This window comes from Photobacterium sp. BZF1, from assembly GCF_014349205.1.
In the GTDB taxonomy this organism is placed as follows: domain Bacteria; phylum Pseudomonadota; class Gammaproteobacteria; order Enterobacterales; family Vibrionaceae; genus Photobacterium.
Genome location: NZ_JACSOF010000083.1, coordinates 1 through 19,313, shown reverse-complemented (window position 1 = coordinate 19,313; position 19,313 = coordinate 1). Strand labels below are relative to the sequence as shown.

The 19,313-nt window shown below is 45.0% G+C and carries 18 protein-coding genes and 1 riboswitch; of the genes, 11 read left to right on the top strand and 7 right to left on the bottom strand.

The window, feature by feature from the left end; translation table 11 throughout:
* The first annotated feature begins 225 nt into the window (after nucleotides 1-225).
* Nucleotides 226-678 (top strand): YHS domain-containing (seleno)protein, encoded by a 453-nt coding sequence (locus BIZ37_RS18095; RefSeq protein WP_187462671.1) that lies wholly within the window; start codon nucleotides 226-228, stop codon nucleotides 676-678.
* On the opposite strand, the gene BIZ37_RS18090 is transcribed toward BIZ37_RS18095, so the two are convergent.
* From BIZ37_RS18090 to msrP, 6 genes are all read right to left on the bottom strand, one after another.
* A complete protein-coding gene (locus BIZ37_RS18090; RefSeq protein ID WP_187462670.1) occupies nucleotides 675-1,079 on the bottom strand; it encodes a hypothetical protein in 405 nt (134 codons plus the stop codon). The two genes, BIZ37_RS18095 and BIZ37_RS18090, sit on opposite strands and share 4 nt — an antisense overlap.
* Before the next feature lie 285 nt (nucleotides 1,080-1,364).
* Entirely contained in the window at nucleotides 1,365-2,774 is a 1,410-nt protein-coding gene (locus BIZ37_RS18085) for an amidohydrolase (RefSeq protein WP_187462684.1), read from the bottom strand.
* Between the two features lie 189 nt (nucleotides 2,775-2,963).
* The gene (locus BIZ37_RS18080) at nucleotides 2,964-4,298 is read right to left on the bottom strand and encodes an MATE family efflux transporter (protein WP_187462669.1); all 1,335 of its coding nucleotides are present in this window, start codon (nucleotides 4,296-4,298) and stop codon (nucleotides 2,964-2,966) included.
* A gap of 6 nt (nucleotides 4,299-4,304) precedes the next feature.
* Entirely contained in the window at nucleotides 4,305-4,949 is a 645-nt protein-coding gene (locus tag BIZ37_RS18075) for a hypothetical protein (protein ID WP_187462668.1), read from the bottom strand.
* Between the two features lie 148 nt (nucleotides 4,950-5,097).
* Complete coding sequence (gene msrQ / locus BIZ37_RS18070; RefSeq protein WP_255526805.1) at nucleotides 5,098-5,751, bottom strand: protein-methionine-sulfoxide reductase heme-binding subunit MsrQ; 654 nt, start codon at nucleotides 5,749-5,751, stop codon at nucleotides 5,098-5,100.
* A 50-nt stretch (nucleotides 5,752-5,801) separates the two neighbouring features.
* Complete coding sequence (msrP, locus tag BIZ37_RS18065; protein ID WP_187462667.1) at nucleotides 5,802-6,812, bottom strand: protein-methionine-sulfoxide reductase catalytic subunit MsrP; 1,011 nt, start codon at nucleotides 6,810-6,812, stop codon at nucleotides 5,802-5,804.
* 182 nt (nucleotides 6,813-6,994) lie between these two features.
* Here msrP and BIZ37_RS18060 point away from each other — a divergent pair, with 182 nt between their 5' ends.
* From BIZ37_RS18060 to BIZ37_RS18050, 3 genes are all read left to right on the top strand, one after another.
* Complete coding sequence (locus tag BIZ37_RS18060; RefSeq protein ID WP_187462666.1) at nucleotides 6,995-7,471, top strand: hypothetical protein; 477 nt, start codon at nucleotides 6,995-6,997, stop codon at nucleotides 7,469-7,471.
* A gap of 78 nt (nucleotides 7,472-7,549) precedes the next feature.
* On the top strand, nucleotides 7,550-8,395 hold the full coding sequence (locus BIZ37_RS18055; RefSeq protein WP_187462665.1) for a patatin family protein: 846 nt from the start codon (nucleotides 7,550-7,552) through the stop codon (nucleotides 8,393-8,395).
* A gap of 51 nt (nucleotides 8,396-8,446) precedes the next feature.
* On the top strand, nucleotides 8,447-8,995 hold the full coding sequence (locus BIZ37_RS18050) for a peptide-methionine (S)-S-oxide reductase (protein ID WP_187462664.1): 549 nt from the start codon (nucleotides 8,447-8,449) through the stop codon (nucleotides 8,993-8,995).
* A gap of 26 nt (nucleotides 8,996-9,021) precedes the next feature.
* Here the strand turns inward: BIZ37_RS18050 and BIZ37_RS18045 are convergent, their stop codons facing one another.
* Nucleotides 9,022-10,911, bottom strand: a complete 1,890-nt coding sequence (locus BIZ37_RS18045) for a PhoX family phosphatase (RefSeq protein WP_187462663.1) — start codon at nucleotides 10,909-10,911, stop codon at nucleotides 9,022-9,024.
* 229 nt (nucleotides 10,912-11,140) lie between these two features.
* Nucleotides 11,141-11,240: riboswitch (purine riboswitch) on the top strand.
* A gap of 86 nt (nucleotides 11,241-11,326) precedes the next feature.
* On the opposite strand from BIZ37_RS18045, the gene BIZ37_RS18040 reads away from it, so the two are divergent.
* The 7 genes from BIZ37_RS18040 to BIZ37_RS18010 form a co-directional block, all read left to right on the top strand.
* Complete coding sequence (locus tag BIZ37_RS18040) at nucleotides 11,327-12,658, top strand: NCS2 family permease (protein WP_237156854.1); 1,332 nt, start codon at nucleotides 11,327-11,329, stop codon at nucleotides 12,656-12,658.
* Between the two features lie 333 nt (nucleotides 12,659-12,991).
* A complete protein-coding gene (locus tag BIZ37_RS18035) occupies nucleotides 12,992-14,305 on the top strand; it encodes an anaerobic C4-dicarboxylate transporter family protein (protein WP_187462662.1) in 1,314 nt (437 codons plus the stop codon).
* Between the two features lie 399 nt (nucleotides 14,306-14,704).
* Complete coding sequence (locus BIZ37_RS18030; RefSeq protein WP_187462661.1) at nucleotides 14,705-16,279, top strand: BCCT family transporter; 1,575 nt, start codon at nucleotides 14,705-14,707, stop codon at nucleotides 16,277-16,279.
* Nucleotides 16,280-16,678: 399 nt separating this feature from the next.
* Complete coding sequence (locus BIZ37_RS18025) at nucleotides 16,679-17,404, top strand: IclR family transcriptional regulator (RefSeq protein WP_187462660.1); 726 nt, start codon at nucleotides 16,679-16,681, stop codon at nucleotides 17,402-17,404.
* Between the two features lie 105 nt (nucleotides 17,405-17,509).
* Nucleotides 17,510-18,469 carry a tripartite tricarboxylate transporter substrate binding protein gene (locus BIZ37_RS18020; protein WP_187462659.1) on the top strand — a complete coding sequence of 320 codons (960 nt, stop codon included), beginning with the start codon at nucleotides 17,510-17,512 and terminating at the stop codon, nucleotides 18,467-18,469.
* Nucleotides 18,470-18,531: 62 nt separating this feature from the next.
* Nucleotides 18,532-18,978 (top strand): tripartite tricarboxylate transporter TctB family protein, encoded by a 447-nt coding sequence (locus tag BIZ37_RS18015; RefSeq protein WP_187462658.1) that lies wholly within the window; start codon nucleotides 18,532-18,534, stop codon nucleotides 18,976-18,978.
* 9 nt (nucleotides 18,979-18,987) lie between these two features.
* The coding region (locus BIZ37_RS18010) for a tripartite tricarboxylate transporter permease (RefSeq protein ID WP_187462657.1) at nucleotides 18,988-19,313 on the top strand (326 nt) is incomplete at its 3' end.

Below are 19,313 nucleotides of genomic sequence, written 5' to 3'. Positions count from 1 at the left end.
ACAAAAAAGAAATCACATTCGATATTTGGTCGCCGATATTCGCAAATTGCGAAGCTTAGTTGTATTCAGTAAGCAGAATAGGCTGTCGGCTGCCGGAGTAATCAATCAAATTGAACGTAACTGACGGTATAATTTTCTGAGCATCGATAAACAAAGTCGCCTTGAAATTTTTTCCTGGGATCTCGTGTCTATACTACTGACTGACAGAACATGGAGTGGCTAGTTATGAAATTGATTCTCAGGATATTCAGTATTATTGCCCTTTGGGGAAGCCTATCATTACCGGCAATGGCTTTAGAGCCTGTGTATAGTGATTTTTTCGGCAAGGCGATTAAGGGGTATGATCCGGTTGCTTATTTCACCCAAAGTAAACCCGTACGTGGTGACGATGATTATACCTACCGTTGGAATAACGCTAAGTGGTATTTCTCTTCGGCACAAAATCGCGATGCTTTTGCCCAAAACCCTGAAAAGTATGCCCCTCAGTATGGTGGATATTGTGCCTGGGCGGTAAGCCAGGGATACACTGCTAAAATTGACCCAGATGCCTGGCACATCCACCAAGGCAAACTTTATTTAAACTACAACAAGTCCGTTCAGAAAAAATGGCAGCGTGATGTTCCCAGCCATATTGCCCAAGGTGACAAGAATTGGCCGAGTTTGCTCGCTGAGAATTAATAAGCTTGATGTTCAACTAATAAACGAGCTGTATCTGGCTTTTTTCTTACCTGATCGATGTGAATAGGACCGTTTGATTTGTCATCATTGAGTGATAAAACCTCAAGTTTCGTTAAGTCATAATAGACGTTCCAGTTCGCATCGATATTCGCCTTAGACTCAAAAAGTAACTCTGTTGGTTCATTGGCAGTTAGGCTGACATTAACAAAGGTGCTATTGGTAAAATTAGAGAGGTAGAACTGCTGTACAACATGTTCATTATCCATTTTGGAGGAAAGTTCAGGCTCCCCTATAAGGATTAAGGTTGTTCTACGTTCCTCGCTGCCAACCAGTGTTACGCTACAAAGGTTCTCTGCAGAAATTTCGAAAACATCACCTTGTAGGTGAATTTCGACATCCATGAGTTCTCGCAATGCACAGTCTAGATCGTGCTGGTTATATACAGTAACCGTCTGGAACCTTTCTCTTACCTTAAACATGGTTTCTCGCGCGTATTATATTTAGTTGAATATGACGATAAGAATGAACCGGCATCCTAAAGAGAATGTGACTTTTTTTCTAGATAATAAGATTTATGGAAACTATGAAGTTTGATTATTGTGTTAATCATAGGCAGTTAATCGCTAGATAATAAAACACCGCCAAGCAGGCGGTGTTTAATAGTCGATTAAAGAAGTCGTTATGACTTATTGAACCACTTCGCCACTTTCGATTACTGTCTGACGAACTTTATCGGCAAAATCTAGCGCTTCCTGGCGGATCTTGTCTTCATCGACTGTTGTCATTTCGCGGTCTTTCATCAGGATCTTACCATCTACGATGGTGTGCTTGACGTTTGGTGCGTAAGCAGAATAAACCAAAGCCGAGTATGGGTTGTAAACAGGAACCATATTCGGTGCCTTGGTATCAATAACGATGATATCTGCCAGTTTACCAACTTCCAGTGAACCAATAGTATCTTCCATGTGCAGGGCACGTGCTGCACCAATGGTTGCCATTTCAATCACTTTAACCGGAGGCATTGCAGCACGGTCTTGGTTAACTAGCTTGTGTACTTTGGCAACTTGGTTGAACTCGTCAATGGTCGAGATAGTGTTACCTGACATAGGACCATCGGTGCCTAGGCCAACACGCAAACCTTCTTCCTGCATTTTCATCGCAGGAGATACGCCTTTGGCCGACTTGATGTTGGCACTCATGTTGTGGGCAATACCTACATCGTGTTTTTTCAGTAATTCAATATCGCTGTCGTTAACATGAATAACGTGTGCAGCAACTAGTTTAGAGTTCAGGGCACCGATATCTGCCATGTATTCTACTGGAGACATGCCACCACTACGTTCAGCGATGACTTCCTCTTCACGATCAGACTCGGCAAGGTGGGTCAGTACCGGCACATCATACTTCAGCGAAAGCTCGGCGATCTTTTTCAGTGTTTCTGTGGTGTTGGTATAAGGTGCGTGCGGCGCGAATGCCGGTGTAATGCGAGGGTGATCTTTGTATTCCTCGATGAAGTTTACGGCGTATTTGATACCTTCATCGGCATTCGCAGCATCAGCAACAGGGAACATAATGACTGTTTCGCCAAGAACAGCACGCATACCGATTTCATCAACGGTCTTTGCAACTTCATCTTCGAAGTAGTACATGTCTGCGTAGGTAGTCACACCACCTTTTAGCATTTCTACGTTACCCAGGGCGGCACCAATGCGGACCATATCGCGGGAAACCAATTTCTTTTCCAGCGGGAAGATGTAGCGGTGTAGTCGGTCTGGCACGTCATCAGCAAGCGAGCGGAAAACGGTCATTGAAACGTGGGTGTGGGTATTGATAAGGCCCGGCATCACGATATCGCCGTCAGCATCGATAACTTTTTTAGCTTCAAACTCTTTCAGGTCGCTGCCATCGGTGACGGCAACAATTTTGTTTTCTTTTACTGCAACAAGACCACTTTCATAAACGTTCTTGTCTTCATCCATAGTCAGGACAGTTGCGTTTTTTATTAGCAGGTCGACTTTTTCAGCGGCGAAGCTGGAAGCACTAGCAAGGGTGGCAGCAGCTAGGGAAACCGCTACAAGAGTTTTTTTGAACATGATCATCACCAGACCTCAATGAAATTGCGCAGATAATACCTAATAGCATTTTATTGAAAATCAGTATTGCAGAGTGTGATCACATTCTGTGAGCATGGTCACTGTATGACTAGCTGGTGTTTAAAAAGATGCCCAATAAAGCAGCGAAAAAGCGGGGCGAAACGTTTGCGTTGCCCCGTTCATGTTATTTCACTATTCAGCCATACGTTGCTTGCGCAAAGCATAAACCATCCAAATAGTGAGCATGGAGCTACACAGAGGAAGGGCAATCCAAACACCGTCGACTCCCAATGTTTTAGCGAGTCCGAAAATAAACAGGCTAATAAGGATAAGCTTGCCACCGGAGAGCATGGAGGCTTCACGGGCACGGTTGATAGATTGGAAATAGGTTGCACCGACCAATAGCATTCCTTCCATTGGCAGTCCCCAGAAATAGTGCAATATACCGTTCACCGCAACAGGGTGTAGGGCTGGGTTGTCTCCGGCAAAGGCGTATACAAGCCAGTCAGGTTGGCTGTAGATAAATGCGACACCCAGCAGGGCAACCCCCAATGTAGCAGCAAAGCCTAGATTTCTGACGGCAATGACTCGGTCATGTCGGCCTGCTCCCGTGTTGTAGCTGGTAATAGGCTGGATACCGAGCGCAATACCTTCAAAGATAAGATAGAAGAAAGCTTCGGTGTAGCTAACAATACCGTATGCTGCGACGTGAATTGGTTTGCCGACCCAGAGGAAAGCTTTGTTGTGAAGTGTCAGTACCACAGATAGGTAGAGGTACATCAACAGGCTGGAAAAACCTAGCTGACAAATCTGGCCGACATCGTGCCATCTTAATTTGAGTGTTTGCCAGGTAATTCGAAGTTGGCTTTTGTCAGAGAAAAAGTGCTGGAGGCAAAGTAGGGCGGTTGCTAGCTGTGAAAGCATGGTAGCAATTGCCGCACCGGTGAGTTCCCAGGGGATCACCACGATGAACAGCCAGTCCAATACGACATTCAGTACGCCGCCCAAAATCATGATTAAGGTAACGCGATTCGGTTGTCCGTCATTCCTCAAAAGGGCAGAGAAAGCCATTGAGATGATAGGAAATGCACCTAGGGTGAAATACCAAAATAGATAGTCGGATGCCATCTGTAGAATTTCACCTTCAGCGCCAAGCCATCTCAATAAGGACTCACCGTACAAAACACCCAAAGTACAGGTGATGAGCGATGTAATTACGCACAGTGATAAGGCATTTCCGACAATATTTCTGGCTTCACCTTCATTACCTTCCCCAAGTTTTATCGACACTAAGGCAGAGGCCCCCATACCAATCATTGCACCAAGTGCGTATAGGATCGATCCAATGGGGTAGCCCAGCATAATACCCGCCAGACCATTTTCACCAATGAAGTGGCCAACGAACATGCCATCGATAGCGACATAGATGCCAGTTACCAGCATGGCTGCAATGGTTGGCATGGTATAGCGCAAGAAAAGGCGACCTATTGAGTCTTCCTTTAGGGAGAGATGTGAAGCTGAAGACATGGTTAACTACTTATGCAATGGGATAAAGGCACTCAATAAAAGGTATTTGTGTACCGTCTTATTATTCGATTCACGTTTGAGCGGATGATGTAGGTGGTACTGGCCTGATGTAACTTGCTGCTCATTGTCTAATTGAGTGGCAATATTGTCGGCCGATTCCATCAACTTGATGCCATCGCCGGCATAGTCACTGGTGTTAGTTGGTAGTTGGCCAAGCCACCAAGCAGGGATTTCTTTGCTTGCCTTGCTGCGATCAAACCAATGATCGGCAACAACCACAATATAAGTTGGCTTCGACAAGGAAAGGGTGCCTTTTACGTTGGCAATCGATGAAACTAAACCGGCACGGCATGCTTTGTTTGCGCTGAGCAGACGGTGAGCGACAACCGCAATGGCAAAGTCCGAAGTTTCAATAACGAATACCGGCTGTGATATTTGATCATCGTTTTTTAATTGTGAGAAGTGGGCGTCATGTTCGGCCTGTTGCAGCGTTGCCATTATTCGGCGGCAAAGCGCTTTGCCAAGATGGTTCTCACGCATGCCACGGTTATGCACCGTAGGGTAATGTTGCGCACACAGTGTTGAGCAGTCTTGTTGAAACTGCTCGATGCTGGTTGAAAGGTATTCAGAAATTAGTTGCTCAGAAAACAAGTTTGCCCCACTAGCTCACAGCAAGGACCGGAGTGGGAACCCTTTTCTCCGGCCTTAAAGTCCGTTATGGACGTAGATATCTATATCGTATCAGAAATTTGACGGTGAGCACTGTATATCCGCTATTTTGTTGGTGTGAAACAGTGACTTATTTAACACGTATCATGTTTACCTTAGTTGGGATCCCCTTGAGAAATGTTTTATAACGCAGTGCCAGTAAGGCAAGGGTAATCAAGATATAGATCACCGGTTCGACAAGCCCTGATTTTACCGACCAAATATAGTGAATTGGCGCTAGTAGGGTGGCAAGGTAAACCCAGTTGTGCAGCTTCTGCCAGTGTTTACCCATGCGGCGTTGGATACCCTGTGTTGAGGTGACAGCCAGTGCCAACAGAATCGTCCAGCTTACCGCTCCTACGGTCAAATATGGCCTGCTGACAATTTCATCGAGTACCAGTGACCAGTTGAAGTTCAAATCAAGTGCGACGTATCCGGTTAGATGGAGTACGGCCCAGAAAAAACAATATAAGCCGAGCAGTCGACGAACACGAACTAGCATCCCTGCTTTGAATAACTTAGCCAGTGGTGACACTAGGAGGGTTATCAGCAAGGTATTTAAGGCAGCTTTGCCCGTGTAGTGACTGATCCCTTGCACCGGATCAGCCCCCATGCCTCCTGTGAGTGTGAGATACACTAGCTGCGCAACAAATATAAGAGACACGAAGTGGATCAGTACTTTTAGCCAAAACACTTGGCGTGGCGTCATTTTCCAACGCCATTGAGTCGTCATTTGTAATGGCATGTTTTTCTCCTGAACAGAATAAAAGTTGGGCCTTGTTGTATCGCTACATGCTAGTAATTACGTTTGAGATCTAGGCCTTTGTATAGGGAAGCCACTTGTGACTCATAACCGTTGAACATTTTGGTCGGCTGACGGCGGCTACTAAAGATACTGCCTTCACCGATAAAGCGTTCACTCGCTTGGCTCCAGCGCGGATGATCGACTGTTGGGTTCACGTTGGCGTAAAAGCCGTATTCACTCGGAGCCAGTATGTTCCAGGTTGTTGGTGGCTGTTTATCCGTTAGGGTGATTTTGACTACTGACTTAATACTTTTGAAGCCATATTTCCATGGCACCACAAGCCTTATCGGTGCGCCGTTTTGCGGTGCCAGCGTTTTCCCGTATAGACCTACAGACATCAATGTCAGAGGGTGCATAGCCTCATCGAGCCTTAACCCTTCAACATAGGGGTAATCAATACCGCCGCCCAATCGTCTTGAAGCTTGCCCCGGCATTTGCTCTGGATCGTAGAGGGTTTCGAATGCGACATATTTAGCCGTACTTAGTGGGCCCGCCTTACGCAGCAATGCCGCTAATGGAAATCCAAGCCATGGAATATTCATCGACCATGCTTCAACACAGCGCAGACGGTAGATACGCTCTTCAATAGGGAATGACTTGAAGATATCCTCGTAACCCAGTGTGTATGGTTTGCTGACAAGGCCGCCGATTTCAATATTCCACGGGTTGGTCCGGAAGTTCTGGGCCCTTGCGGCAGGGTCTGACTTGTCGGTGCCAAATTCATAAAAGTTATTGTATTCAAGTACCTTGTCTTCTGGGGTAAGGGACAAGGATTTGTTTGAATAAGGTGATGATGCTGAGGCCAATGCTCGTCTTTTATCGACCGGTGCTTCTTTTTTGCCGAATCCATCGAAAAGACCAGCCTGGGCAGTTTGTGCGAGAGGCAAGCCTGCAACTGTGATACCCAATGCTTTTAAAATCGTACGTCTTTGCTTGTAAATAGCCTCGGGTGTCGCTTCATTTTCGCTCAGTGATAACTGAGATGGCTTTTTAATTAGCATTGAATATTCCTTTATCAAAGATGATGTTAAACAAGTAGACCTAGACACTTGGCGATAAATTTCACCCTAAAGTCAGATTTTTATGGAAAATCTAATGGAAGCAGGTAAGGTCAGCGGCCAAAGCGATTGGCATTGGTCATTCGTGTGTAATTAACTAGAAGAATAGGAAAAATGGAGCTGTTATGGTGGCGACCAATGAATTTAGTGCCAATCTTGAGTTGCAACATATCTACCTAGAAGCCTATAACGAGCGGTATCACTCGCTACGCCAATATTTCGAAGCTTATTATTGTTATCGGCATAACCTTGTGACCCGGCATGGCAAGCCAGAATGGCAGCAAATTTATAGCTTTGCCCGATCTTCTATCAAAGCCAAGACCTGTTCATCCCGTAAGGATAAGGTACGTGTACTGGTACTTCCACTGTCTGTGCTAACCGGAAAGCTAAAAGCTCTGGTTCGCGATGATGAGTTGTCAGTCGAATCTATAGCCCAGTTACTGGACCAGCACCTCGATTACGTGATCCTGTCACGTTCTGAATGGCAGAAGATTACTCAGTTAGGTTATGAGGACAGAATGCCCGCATCGTTTTATCAAGCGGATAAAACCGGATACCAAGATGCCATGTACCGATTTAATTTGGCAGAGATCCAATTTTAAGCAAATTGTTGCTAATCTTCAGTTAATATTTAGAGTCCTTATTCTAAACTGTCTGAATGAAAAGGAGTTTTAGACAGTATGATTATTGAAGGTACAATTGGTACTAAGGCTGCGTTAGTGGTTGAGGGCGGAGCAATGCGAGGGATCTTTGCAGCAGGAGTGCTTGATCATTTCCTCGACATTAATCATCGACCATTTGATTTCTGTATTGGTGTTTCTGCCGGTTCAACAAATTTAGCAGCATGGTTGGCAAACCAACATGGCCGTTCCCACCGTGTTATCACTGATTACTCATGCCGTAAGCAATTTATCGACTTGCCTCGGTTTATCCGTGGTGGTCACTGGCTAGATATTGATTGGCTTTGGGATGTCACTATCGACGAAATTCCCATTGACGGCTGGGAGTTGGAACAACAAATGATCCCCTTGTATGTCGTTACCACCAATGTTGATAACGGTGAGCCACATTACATTCAGGCAACGGAGCAAAATCTCAATCAGCTGCTCAAGGCTTCTTGTGCGGTACCGCTCGCATACCGTGACTATCCGGAGTTGGATGGGTATGAAATGACTGACGGTGGTGTGGCTGATTCTATCCCTGTCATTAAAGCCTATGAGATGGGCGCGAGGGATATAACGGTTGTTCTTTCTCGTCCGAAGGGTTACCGCAAGGCGAGTCCCAAAACTACTTGGTTGATTAGAAAGCTGCTCCGTGACAAACCTCAACTAGCACAAGCTATGATAGAGCGTGCCGACAGTTATAACAGTGCGATAGATTTTATCTATAACCCACCGGAGGATTGTAGTATCAAGGTGATCACCCCACCGGATGATTTTGGGGTAGGTAGGGTAACCACTGACAGCCGTAAACTCCAGATGGGGTATGAGCAGGGCATAACAGCGGCGAAACACCTGACAGCCTGATACCGAGCTACACTTCAATGGTGTGGAATTGGATATTGATAGGGTGGAAATATGCTGAAAACACAGCAGCTTGGTTTCTCTGGCAGTTGCTACTGGTGCATGGAGGCAGTGTTTCAATCCCTTGACGGTGTGATATCGGCAGAGCAGGGCTGGATGACTGCGCTAAATGGCGATGAACGTCATGAAGCTGTGCTGGTGGAGTACGATCCACTGAAAATAACAGTGGATGTGTTAGTCGGTGTCCATCTTCATACCCACCATTGTACTTCCGAACATGCTCTTCGTGACCGTTACCCTTCTGCTGTTTACGCCTACTCAGAGCCGCAAAGGAACAGAGCCTTAGAAGCGGTAAACTTACATCAAGGTGATTTTCGTGAACCATTATTGACCCAGGTTGAAGATGGCGGAGAGTTTGAACCTTGTGATGATGAAAAACAGAATTACTTTTTTGACCATCCTAACCGGCCTTTCTGTGAGGGCCAGATCATGCCCAAACTTAAGATCTTGTTGGCACGGTTCGGTGATCACGTCAGTGAAGAAAAACAGCACTTAATCGAGCAAGCTTGTAAAAAAAGCGGATCCGAAGACCCGCCAAAATGAGCTAGTGAGCTATGGTTGTTGTTGTATTAAGCTGCGCCGATGATGCCACCATCAGTGCGAGTAATACGAATCACTGACGAGCGCGGGATAGAGTTACCACCGTCAGGGAAATGAGAAGGTGCTAGATCTTCACCTGGATGCTGCACGCCAATGAACATGGTTTTCTGATCTGGGCTAAACGTCAATCCTGTAATTTCACAGGCGATAGGGCCTGTCAGGAATCGGCGTACTTCGCCACTCTCTGGGTCGCCACAAAGCATTTGGTTGTTCCCCATACCGGCAAAATCACCGGTATTTGAGTATTTGCCGTCAGTTTGGATCCACAGGCGGCCAGCATTATCAAAACCAATACCATCTGGGCTGTTGAACATGTTGCCAGCATTGATGTTGTCGCTACCTGCCATCAACCCTTCGTGTACGGTTGGGTTACCAGCGATGAGGTAAAGATCCCAATCGAAGTTGTTCGAAGTATGATCTTGTCCTGATGGCATCCACCGAACAATGTGACCATAAGGGTTCTTCTCGCGTGGGTTGACGGCGTCAACAGGCTGATTGTCTTTAACACCACGGTACTTATTGTTGGTCAAAGTACAGAATACGCTCTGGTTCTTGGGGTTTACCGCGACCCACTCTGGACGGTCCATGGTTGTTGCGCCCACTTGGGTTGCAGCCTTACGGGCAAAAATTAGGATTTCAGCCTGGCTATTGAAGCCATTTTCCTTGGTCAGTCCGTTTTTGCCGAAGGTCAATTCAATCCATTCGCCTTTACCTTCTAGTTCACCGTCTTTGGCGTTGAATTTGGCGACATACAATGTACCTTCATCAAGGATGTCACGGTTTGCAGCAGGGTTGCTTGGGTTGTACTTGTTCTTTGAAACAAAGCGGTATAGGTGCTCGCCACGCTCGTCATCACCCAGATAAACAACGACATAGCCATCATTGTTGATAGTCAGGGCTGCATTTTCATGTTTAAAGCGGCCAAGAGCAGTGCGTTTTTTCGGGGTGGAGTTTGGATCCATAGGATCAATTTCAACAACCCAGCCATGGCGGTTTGGTTCATTAGGGCTTTTGGCAAGATCAAAACGATCATCATGCTTGAACCAATCGTAACCAGCCCCTGTTGTGCTTAAGCCGTAACGTTTCTGGTTGCTATCAAGGACAAGGCTTTCCGATTTAGAGCCAAACACACCATTGAAGTTTTCTTCACAGGTGAGGTAGGTACCCCATGGCGTTTCACCGTTGGCACAATTGTTAAACGTACCGAGGACTTTGGTGCCTTTAGGGTCTACTGCTGTTTTCAGCAAAGCATCACCTGCAGCAGGGCCCGTCAACTCCATCTCTGTGTTGGCAGTAATACGACGGTTTAAGCGACCCTCTTGGTTAACTTCCCATTTGCCATCGACTTTTTTCAGTTCTACAACGGAAATACCATGAGCGTTCTGCGATTTGAGCACATCATCGGCTGACATTGTTTTGCCTTGGTGGGCAAACAGGTATTCATGGTTGGTGTATTCATTGTTGATTGATAAGACACCACGATCAGCGCTGATCTGGAAGAAGGTCATACCGTCATTGTTGTCACCAAACTGAAGGGCCTGAGCTTGGCTGTCGGCCTGTTGGCTAAATGCAGGAGCCCCCTTGAACAAAGGATCGCCCCAAGAGATAAGGACATCAGCTTGGTAACCTTTTGGCACGATGATTTTATCTTCGGTAGAAGCTGTAATAGCTTCAAAGCCAATCAAGTCTTTATTATCTGCCGTTGCCGCAATTGCGTTCGATAGGGGAGATGTCCCGAAAAAAGCAACAGTACCTGCGGCTGAAGAGGCTTTGAGGAACTGACGACGGTTAATTCCTTTTTCAATGATTTGATTAAACTCAGGTTCTGCACGAAGAGAAAAATCAGATTTGGTGCTCATGGTTTGCTTCCTTTTTATTATCGCAATTTTAGGCTGTTAAGCATTTTGTTGACTGTATCCTAAAGGGTATTTGTGACAGAAATGTATCACTTTGGTGACGGTCAGTTTACGAAACCGAAGCGTTATTGCGATACCGACGCAAACGTTTGCTTTATATTGTTTCAAAATGTTTCAGTGGTCGCTTTTTTCAATTTACAAGATTGAAATCACAACTCAGACCATTAAAATCCGCGAGCAAGAATTATTAAATTGTATATTTTTGGTGAGACGGACCAAAAGTTTCTACTTCAGGACCTATTCCTGAAACTACAATTTACCCGTAGCTCGGTAGCTATACATCTTGGTTCAGATGTCTCGCACTAAGTATCTATTTAATAATATCTTTCCTATGATTTTTTGCCCTTAGGTATTTGTTGTGAATTTGGAAAAGATATTTAAACTTTCTGAGCGAAAGACCACTGTTTCGACAGAAATGTATGCAGGTTTTATTACCTTTTTGGCAATGAGCTACATCCTTGCCGTTAACCCTGCTATTTTAGGGGATATCCCTGGGATGGATAGGGGAGCACTATTCACAGCAACCGCTATTGCTTCAGGTTTAGCCACCTTGGTGATGGGTATCTGGGGTAACTACCCGGTGATGCTTGCTCCTGGTATGAGTATGAATGGCTTCTTCAAGGGCGTTCTTCTCAGCGGTACAATTGCCTTGGTCTGGCATGAAGCGCTACTGGGTATTTTCATTTCAGGTATTATTTACCTTCTGTTGAGTATGACATCAATCCGCAAGAGCTTGATTGAGTCGATTCCGGAAGATCTAAAACTGGCTATCTCGGTTTCCCTAGGTTTGTTCATTGCTTTCCTTGGCCTAAAGAACGCCGGTATTATCGTTTCAAACCCAATCATCCTTGTTAGTCTGGGCGATATTCGCGACCCTCAGGTGGCGATTGCCTATATCTCTATTTTCATCGCTCTGGCCTGTATGATCCGCAATATCAAACTGGCCACATTCTTTGCCTTTATCTCTGCGATTGTGCTGACAGTGGCTGCCGACTTTGTATTCGGTACCAGCAATGCACCTATTCCTGATTCAATCGTATCTCTGCCGCCGAGCATTGCGCCGACATTCGGGCAGATATTTGATTTCTCCGGCTTTACCCCAGAGAAAATGTTCGACTTGCTGTTTGTTGTGTTGATCTTCCTTATTGTCGACTTCTTTGATGGCTTGAGCACAATCGTTGGTGTAGGTCGCGATGCAGGTATCATTGATAAAGACGGTAAAGTACCAAATGCAAAATCTGCCCTTGTTGCAGATGCGGGTGGTACGGTTGTCGGTGCGGTCCTGGGTACAACCTCGGTAACAGCATTCTCTGAATCAGGTATCGCTTCTTCACAAGGTGCGAAAACGGGCTTGAGTGCTGTAGTTGCGGCATGCTTGTTCTTTGCCTCACTTTTCTTCTACCCAATCTTCTCTATTTTCTCTGCTGCGATGGTAGCACCGGCAATGGTTGTGGTCGGAATCTACATGATTGGCCGTATCGCCAAGATCCGCTGGGAAGTAGTTGAAGTTCGAATTGCAGCCTTCTTTACTATTATGTTTACCGTGCTGTCATTCTCTCCGGCAAATGGTATGGCAATGGGCTTTGTGAGCTACGCGTTCTCAATGGTTGTTGCTGGCAAAGCGAAAGAAGTACACCCTGTGATTTACTCGCTGGCAGCCATGTTCATGGGCTACCTGCTGTTTATCTAATACATGCAAAAATGATATTGAAGCGGCCTTATTGGCCGCTTTTTTTGTATCTATTGGTTTATCCCACTTAATCTTTTCATTCATCTGCCAGTTGAACACAGAGCAAAAGAAAATACTGGCGCAAGTCACATTACCAGATAAATTAATCATCAATATGCAAATGGTTGATCATGATTAACTTTTGATGAACTAGTTTCCTTACAATGACATCGATTCTAAAAGGCCTGTAAGTGACTGTGATTTATCAATTATTTCTCGATTTCACTTATTCAAAGCACTGCAGGCCAGTTTTCTCATATCTTGCATTAAAACTGAACATTTAAGGAAGCTACTATGTTTTTGCTGCAGTTCCTCATTGTCTTGGGGTGTATTCTAATTGGTGCCCGTATCGGCGGTATTGGCCTTGGTGTCATGGGTGGTGTTGGTCTCGCTATTCTCTCGTTCGTTTTTGGGTTGCAACCCACAAGTCCGCCTATTGATGTGATGTTAATGATCATGGCTGTTGTTGCGGCGGCTGCATCCATGCAAGCAGCTGGTGGCCTTGATTACATGATAAAGATCGCAAGTAGTATCCTGCGCAAAAATCCTAAGCACATCACCTTCATTGCACCTTTGGTGACTTACTTCTTTACTATGGTCGCAGGTACTGGCCACGTGGCATATTCGGTCCTACCTGTTATTGCAGAGGTCAGCCGCCGAAGCGGTGTTCGTCCAGAACGTCCTCTAGGCATGGCTGTGATTGCCTCACAGTTTGCTATTGTTGCCAGCCCAATTGCCGCTGCTGTGGTAGCGCTAGTCGGTTTCCTTGAACCAAGGGGGATCACTTTGGGTGATGTCCTGATGGTGACTATCCCAGCGACTTTCCTCGGATTGATGGCTGCTTGCGTTGTTGTCAATAAGCTCGGAAAAGAGCTAAAAGACGATCCAGAATACCAGCGCCGAATGCAAGATCCTGCTTTCCGTGCCGAAATGGAGCAGGAAGAAGCGGTGAAAGAAGTAGACATCTCGCCGACGGCTAAGACCTCTGTAATGTTATTTATATTAGGCGCGGTTGCTGTCGTCTTTATGGGAGCTTTCCCTTCTCTGCGTCCCGCTTTTGATGGCAAGGCGATGGGAATGGCACACACAATTGAAATTGTGATGTTAAGTGTTGCTGCATTGATCATTCTGATCTGTAAGCCTGACGGTTATAAGATCACTCAGGGCTCAGTGTTTCATGCCGGTATGCGAGCGATAGTTGCGATCTTCGGTATTGCTTGGCTGGGGGATACCCTAACAGCAGCACATATTACAGAGGTGAAAGCGGCAGTATCTTCTATTGTCGAGGTTGCTCCTTGGGCGTTTGCATTTGCATTGTTTGCGTTATCAGTAATGGTTAACTCGCAAGGTGCTACAACAGCGGTATTGATTCCGCTTGGTATCGCGATCGGTTTGCCAACGCACGTAATCATCGCAACCTTTGTTGCGGTGAACGGTTACTTCTTTATCCCGAACTACGGGCCTATCATTGCCTCTATTGATTTTGATCGTACTGGGACAACCCGAATCGGTAAGTATATTTTCAACCATAGCTTCATGATTCCTGGCCTGCTTAGCATGATTTTCAGTATTGGCTTCGGATTCATTTTTGCTGGAATTACACTATAAGCTTTAATTCAATCATTATCTGTAAGCGGCCTTTTGGCCGCTTTTTTGTACAGTTGTTGTAAGGGCAGGGATGTTTAGAGCGATAATAAAATCAAAATAAAAGAAGTTTGTGAGCGATTAATGGTTAGTTCACAAAATAAAATGACTTCATCTTTATGCTTTTGATGAGCATGAAACTAACGGTTTTCGGTTAAACTTTGTGCTTTAGACGTTGATTTATAGCAAAACTTGACACTATAGGGGTGGAAATGGTTTGATCTGCTCCACTTTTGATTATTTACAGGGCTAACTATTTTGTGCCCAAGCGCAACTGAGACATTATCTGGCCCATCAGTCTAATCTTACTGATAGGTCAGATAATGCTTCCGAAGTGCTTTGGCATACTTGTAGGAAAATACAATGAAAAAAGTTGATAGATACAGCATAGACAATACGGACTATACGGTAGGGCAGGATAACATCCAGAAATGGGGGTTTGATGTTCACAACCCTGTTTTCGGTACCAGTGCTGGTTTGATTGTTCTATTCATCGTGGCAATTTTGGTGAGCGACCCTGCGTCGTCTAAAGCTGCGTTGGATGGAATCAAAAATGGCATCATCAACAACTTCGATGCTTTGTTCCTTTGGTCAGGTAACATCTTCGTTATCTTCTGTTTGGGCCTAATTTTCTCTCCTTTCGGTAAAATCCGTATCGGTGGTCAGGATGCTGAAGCTGATTACTCCCGTATGTCTTGGCTGGCAATGTTGTTTGCAGCGGGTATGGGTATCGGCCTGATGTTCTGGAGCGTAGCTGAGCCTGTTGCTTACTACACCGGTTGGTTTGGTACACCTTTGAACGTAGAGCCAAACACGCCAGCTGCAGTAGAGCTTGCTCTGGGTGCGACCATGTACCACTGGGGTCTTCACCCTTGGGCTATATACGGTGTTGTTGCGCTTTCCCTTGCTTTTTTCGCCTACAACAAAGGTTTGCCACTATCCATCCGTTCAATCTTCTATCCGATCCTTGGCGATCGAGTGTGGGGCTGGCCGGGTCATATTATTGATATCTTCGCTGTCCTCGCGACGATGTTTGGTTTGGCAACCTCGCTTGGCCTTGGTGCGCAGCAGGCTGCCAGCGGTATTGAACACGTATTTGGTATTTCAGGCGGAATTGGCCTTCAGATTGCCGTCATTGCAGTCGTTACTTTGCTTGCGGTTATCTCGGTAGCCCGTGGTATCGACGGTGGCGTTAAGCTACTAAGTAACATCAACATGCTTGTTGCCCTGGCTCTGCTGGTATTTGTTGCATTGGCTGGCTTTGCTATCTCAATGGGCACAGTGCCAACAACTGTTGCCGGTTACGCGAAAAACTTCTTTGCCTTGAGTAATCCGCACGGTCGTGAAGACCAATCTTGGCTGCACGGTTGGACAATTTTCTACTGGGCTTGGTGGGTTTCTTGGTCGCCATTCGTAGGTATGTTCATTGCCCGCGTATCGAAAGGTCGTACTATTCGTGAGTTCATGATTGCTGTATTGATTGTACCGACACTTATCACCACGCTTTGGATGTCTGTATTCGGTGGTCAAGCGATTGATCAAGTGATCAACGGTATTGGTATCTTGGGCGAAAATGGTCTGACTTCAGTTCCGCTGGCGATGTTCGAGATGTTCGAATCACTACCGCTAAGCACACTATTGTCTGTGACAGCAATTATCCTGGTTATGGTGTTCTTTATTACCTCTTCTGACTCAGGTTCGCTGGTTATTGATAACATCACTGCGGGCGGTAAGATTGATTCGCCAATGCCTCAGCGTATCTTCTGGGCCTTCATCGAAGGTGCCGTTGCAGCGGTTCTGCTTTATGTTGGCGGTACGGAAGCGATTGAAGCACTTCAGGCTGGTGCAATCTCAACAGCATTGCCATTTGTCTTCATTCTGCTGCTGATGTGTGTCAGCTTGCTAATGGGCTTTAGTACTGAGAAATACAACAAGTAAAGTTTCTTGGTGGCATATAAATGCTGTCATGATGATTGACTGAATATACGAAAGGATCTGATGTAATCAGATCCTTTTTTTATTCTGTACGTTCGGGATTCATAATTTTGCATTGCCAGCTATAAATGGCTTGGTGCTGATTCATTTTATAATTTCTGCATTACTTCTTTTAATTCATCCTGTTATCTATTTCCCCACAGTGTTTAACCCTTCAAAATAAAGTCTTATTGCATACACCAATATTTATCTACCCAACCAGCAAAGCTAATTACTGCTTTATTTCTTCTGGAAATTCCACAATGTGGGAACAGCATATTACAAAGTGGAACGTGGATATTGATCACAATATTTTAACTTCATGTCCGCTATATTTTTTCTCAAGGGATTTAAGGAGTGTATATGCTCAAGTCAAAGGGTAATCAGGCATTAGCAAAAGCATTTGATGTAGTCGATGCGATAGCAGCGGGTGATCGTCAGCTTAAAGATATCTGCATACGACTCGGTTTACCCAAATCAACGGTACATCGAATTTTGCAGGGCCTGATCGAAGCACGTTACGTCCGCGAGGTGAAAGGGATTGGCTTGGTGCTGGGAACCAAAGTAATCCAGTTAGGAGTTCGTGCTCAACAAGATATGCCACTGAAGGAGATTGCAAAGCCTTTCCTACGGGAGTTGTCATCTGTCACTAAGGAAACGGTGCACTTGGGTATTAAGGATGAGGATCAAATTTTCTATTTAGACAAAATTCCAGGTCAGCGCACCATACAGCTTCGTTCTCAAGTTGGCGATCGTTTGCCTCTTTCTGCTACTGGTATTGGCAAATCGCTAATGATAGATATGCCGAAGACAGAATGGGCACGCCTGATAAACGCACAAATTCCACATAGTGTTAATTCAATGATGAGTAGGATGGAAGAATACTCAAAGCATGACTATAGCTATGACTTGGAAGATAACGAAGATTTAGTTCGTTGTGTTGCAGTACCAATTAGAAATAAATATCACAATATCATTGCGGCAGTTTCTGTAACCAGTGTTAAAGAATATATGCCAGAAGAAAGGATGAAGGAGCTAATTCCGTTAATTACTAAATATTGTAAATCGATATCTGAACAACTTAATTAATATTCGTATTTAAATACGTACTCTACTCCATATACAAACACAACTACTAGTACCCATGCCTATTTAATTTCTTAAATTGGGTCGTGTAATAATAAGAGGTCAAAAATGAAAAAGTTAATTACCGCTGTCATGATGTCTGCTGTATTTGCGGCAACCAGTATTTCAACTGCCACGGCAGCAAATAATTACCCTGATGGACCAGTAAAAATTATTGTACCTTATTCTGCGGGTGGTGGCTCAGACAGTGTGAGCCGTGCACTAGCAGAAGCACTAAAGCCTGATTTTCCAAAAGGTATCGCAGTAGAAAACAGAACGGGTGGTGCAGGTTCGATTGGCATGTCATATGGCATGAACTCAAAAGCTGACGGCACCATCGTGACCATGATTGCACCAGAACTGGTTATGCTTCCTCATACTGGTAATGGTGGCGATATTGATTATAAAAAATTCAAGCCACTTGCCATGGTTAACTCAGGCTATGCGGCGATTACGGTGCCTTCCGACTCACCTTATAAGAATCTAGACCAACTTATTGAGGGCGCTAAAACAAATAACCTTCTATTTGGTAACTCGGGGACTGGCTCAATTTGGCACCTAGCAGGCGCAGGTATGGAGCAAGCTGCTGGTGTTGAGTTTACTCATGTACCATTCCAGGGTTCTTCAGCGGCAATCACTTCACTACTTGGTCATCACTTAGATGGTGTCTCCGTTTCTTACGCTGAAGTCGCGTCTCATGTCGAAGCGGGCACATTAAGAGCTTTGGCTGTTCTTGCGCCAAACCGCCTGAAAGACAATCCAGATGTCCCAACAGCGAAAGAGCTCGGCTATGACGTAGTTATCGGTACATGGCGTGGTTATGCGGTTCCAGCCAATACGCCAGAAGAGACAGTAGATTTCCTAACTAAGTCGATTCTTAATGCGGCAGAGACAGATACCTTTGTTAAGTTCATGAACAATACTAACAATGATATTGAAATTATTGGTACTGATAAGTTTGCTCAGAAAATTGCAAACGAAGATAACTTCTATAAGCAACTAATTGAAAGTATTGGTCTAAATAAATAACAGGCACTGTGGGTCAATGGCACAGGGTTGGTGCCATTGACCCATGCAGTTAGGAAGTCATTATGAGATATGGAAAGCTTGTTATATCAGCCATGTTTATGGCGCTATCGCTTTTTACGATATATTTTGCAAACCAGTTACCAGACTCTAGAGGAGGAGTGCCTGGCCCTGGTGTTTGGCCAATATTGATTTCGGCAATCATGTTTGTAGCGGCGTTTATTGTTGGTATTGCGGCACTGAGAGAAAAAGAAAGCCTGCCTTTAGAGCTTCTCGGAGATAATCAAATACGCGTATACATCACCATGGTGGCGTTAGTTGTTTACTTCGTTTGCATGAATTTAATTGGTTTTGTGGTATCTACTTTTGTAATGCTATATGGATTTATTACTTGGTTTAGCAATTACAAGTTACTTCAAAGAATAGGTTTTTCGTTAGTTATTACTACCGTGGTTTACTGCATCTTTAACTATGTTCTGAAAGTCCCTTTTAGATTTGGTATTTTATTTTAGGAGTTAATGATGTTAGCTGAAGCGTTAAATTTGGTTCTGCAACCATCTATTATCTTATATATAATACTTGGCGTTGCTGGTGGGATGTGTATAGGGTGCTTACCTGGGCTGACCACAACCATGGGTGTTGCTCTGGTATTGCCACTGACTTTCGGAATGGATGCAGTACCTAGTATATTGTTGCTGATTGGTGTGTATGTTGGCGCAGTCTACGGTGGTTCAATGGCGGCTATTTTACTTAATACCCCAGGAACACCAGCCTCTGCAGCCACCGCTTTGGATGGTTATAAAATGGCCTGCAAAGGAGAGGCGGGAAGAGCACTAGGTATTTCAAC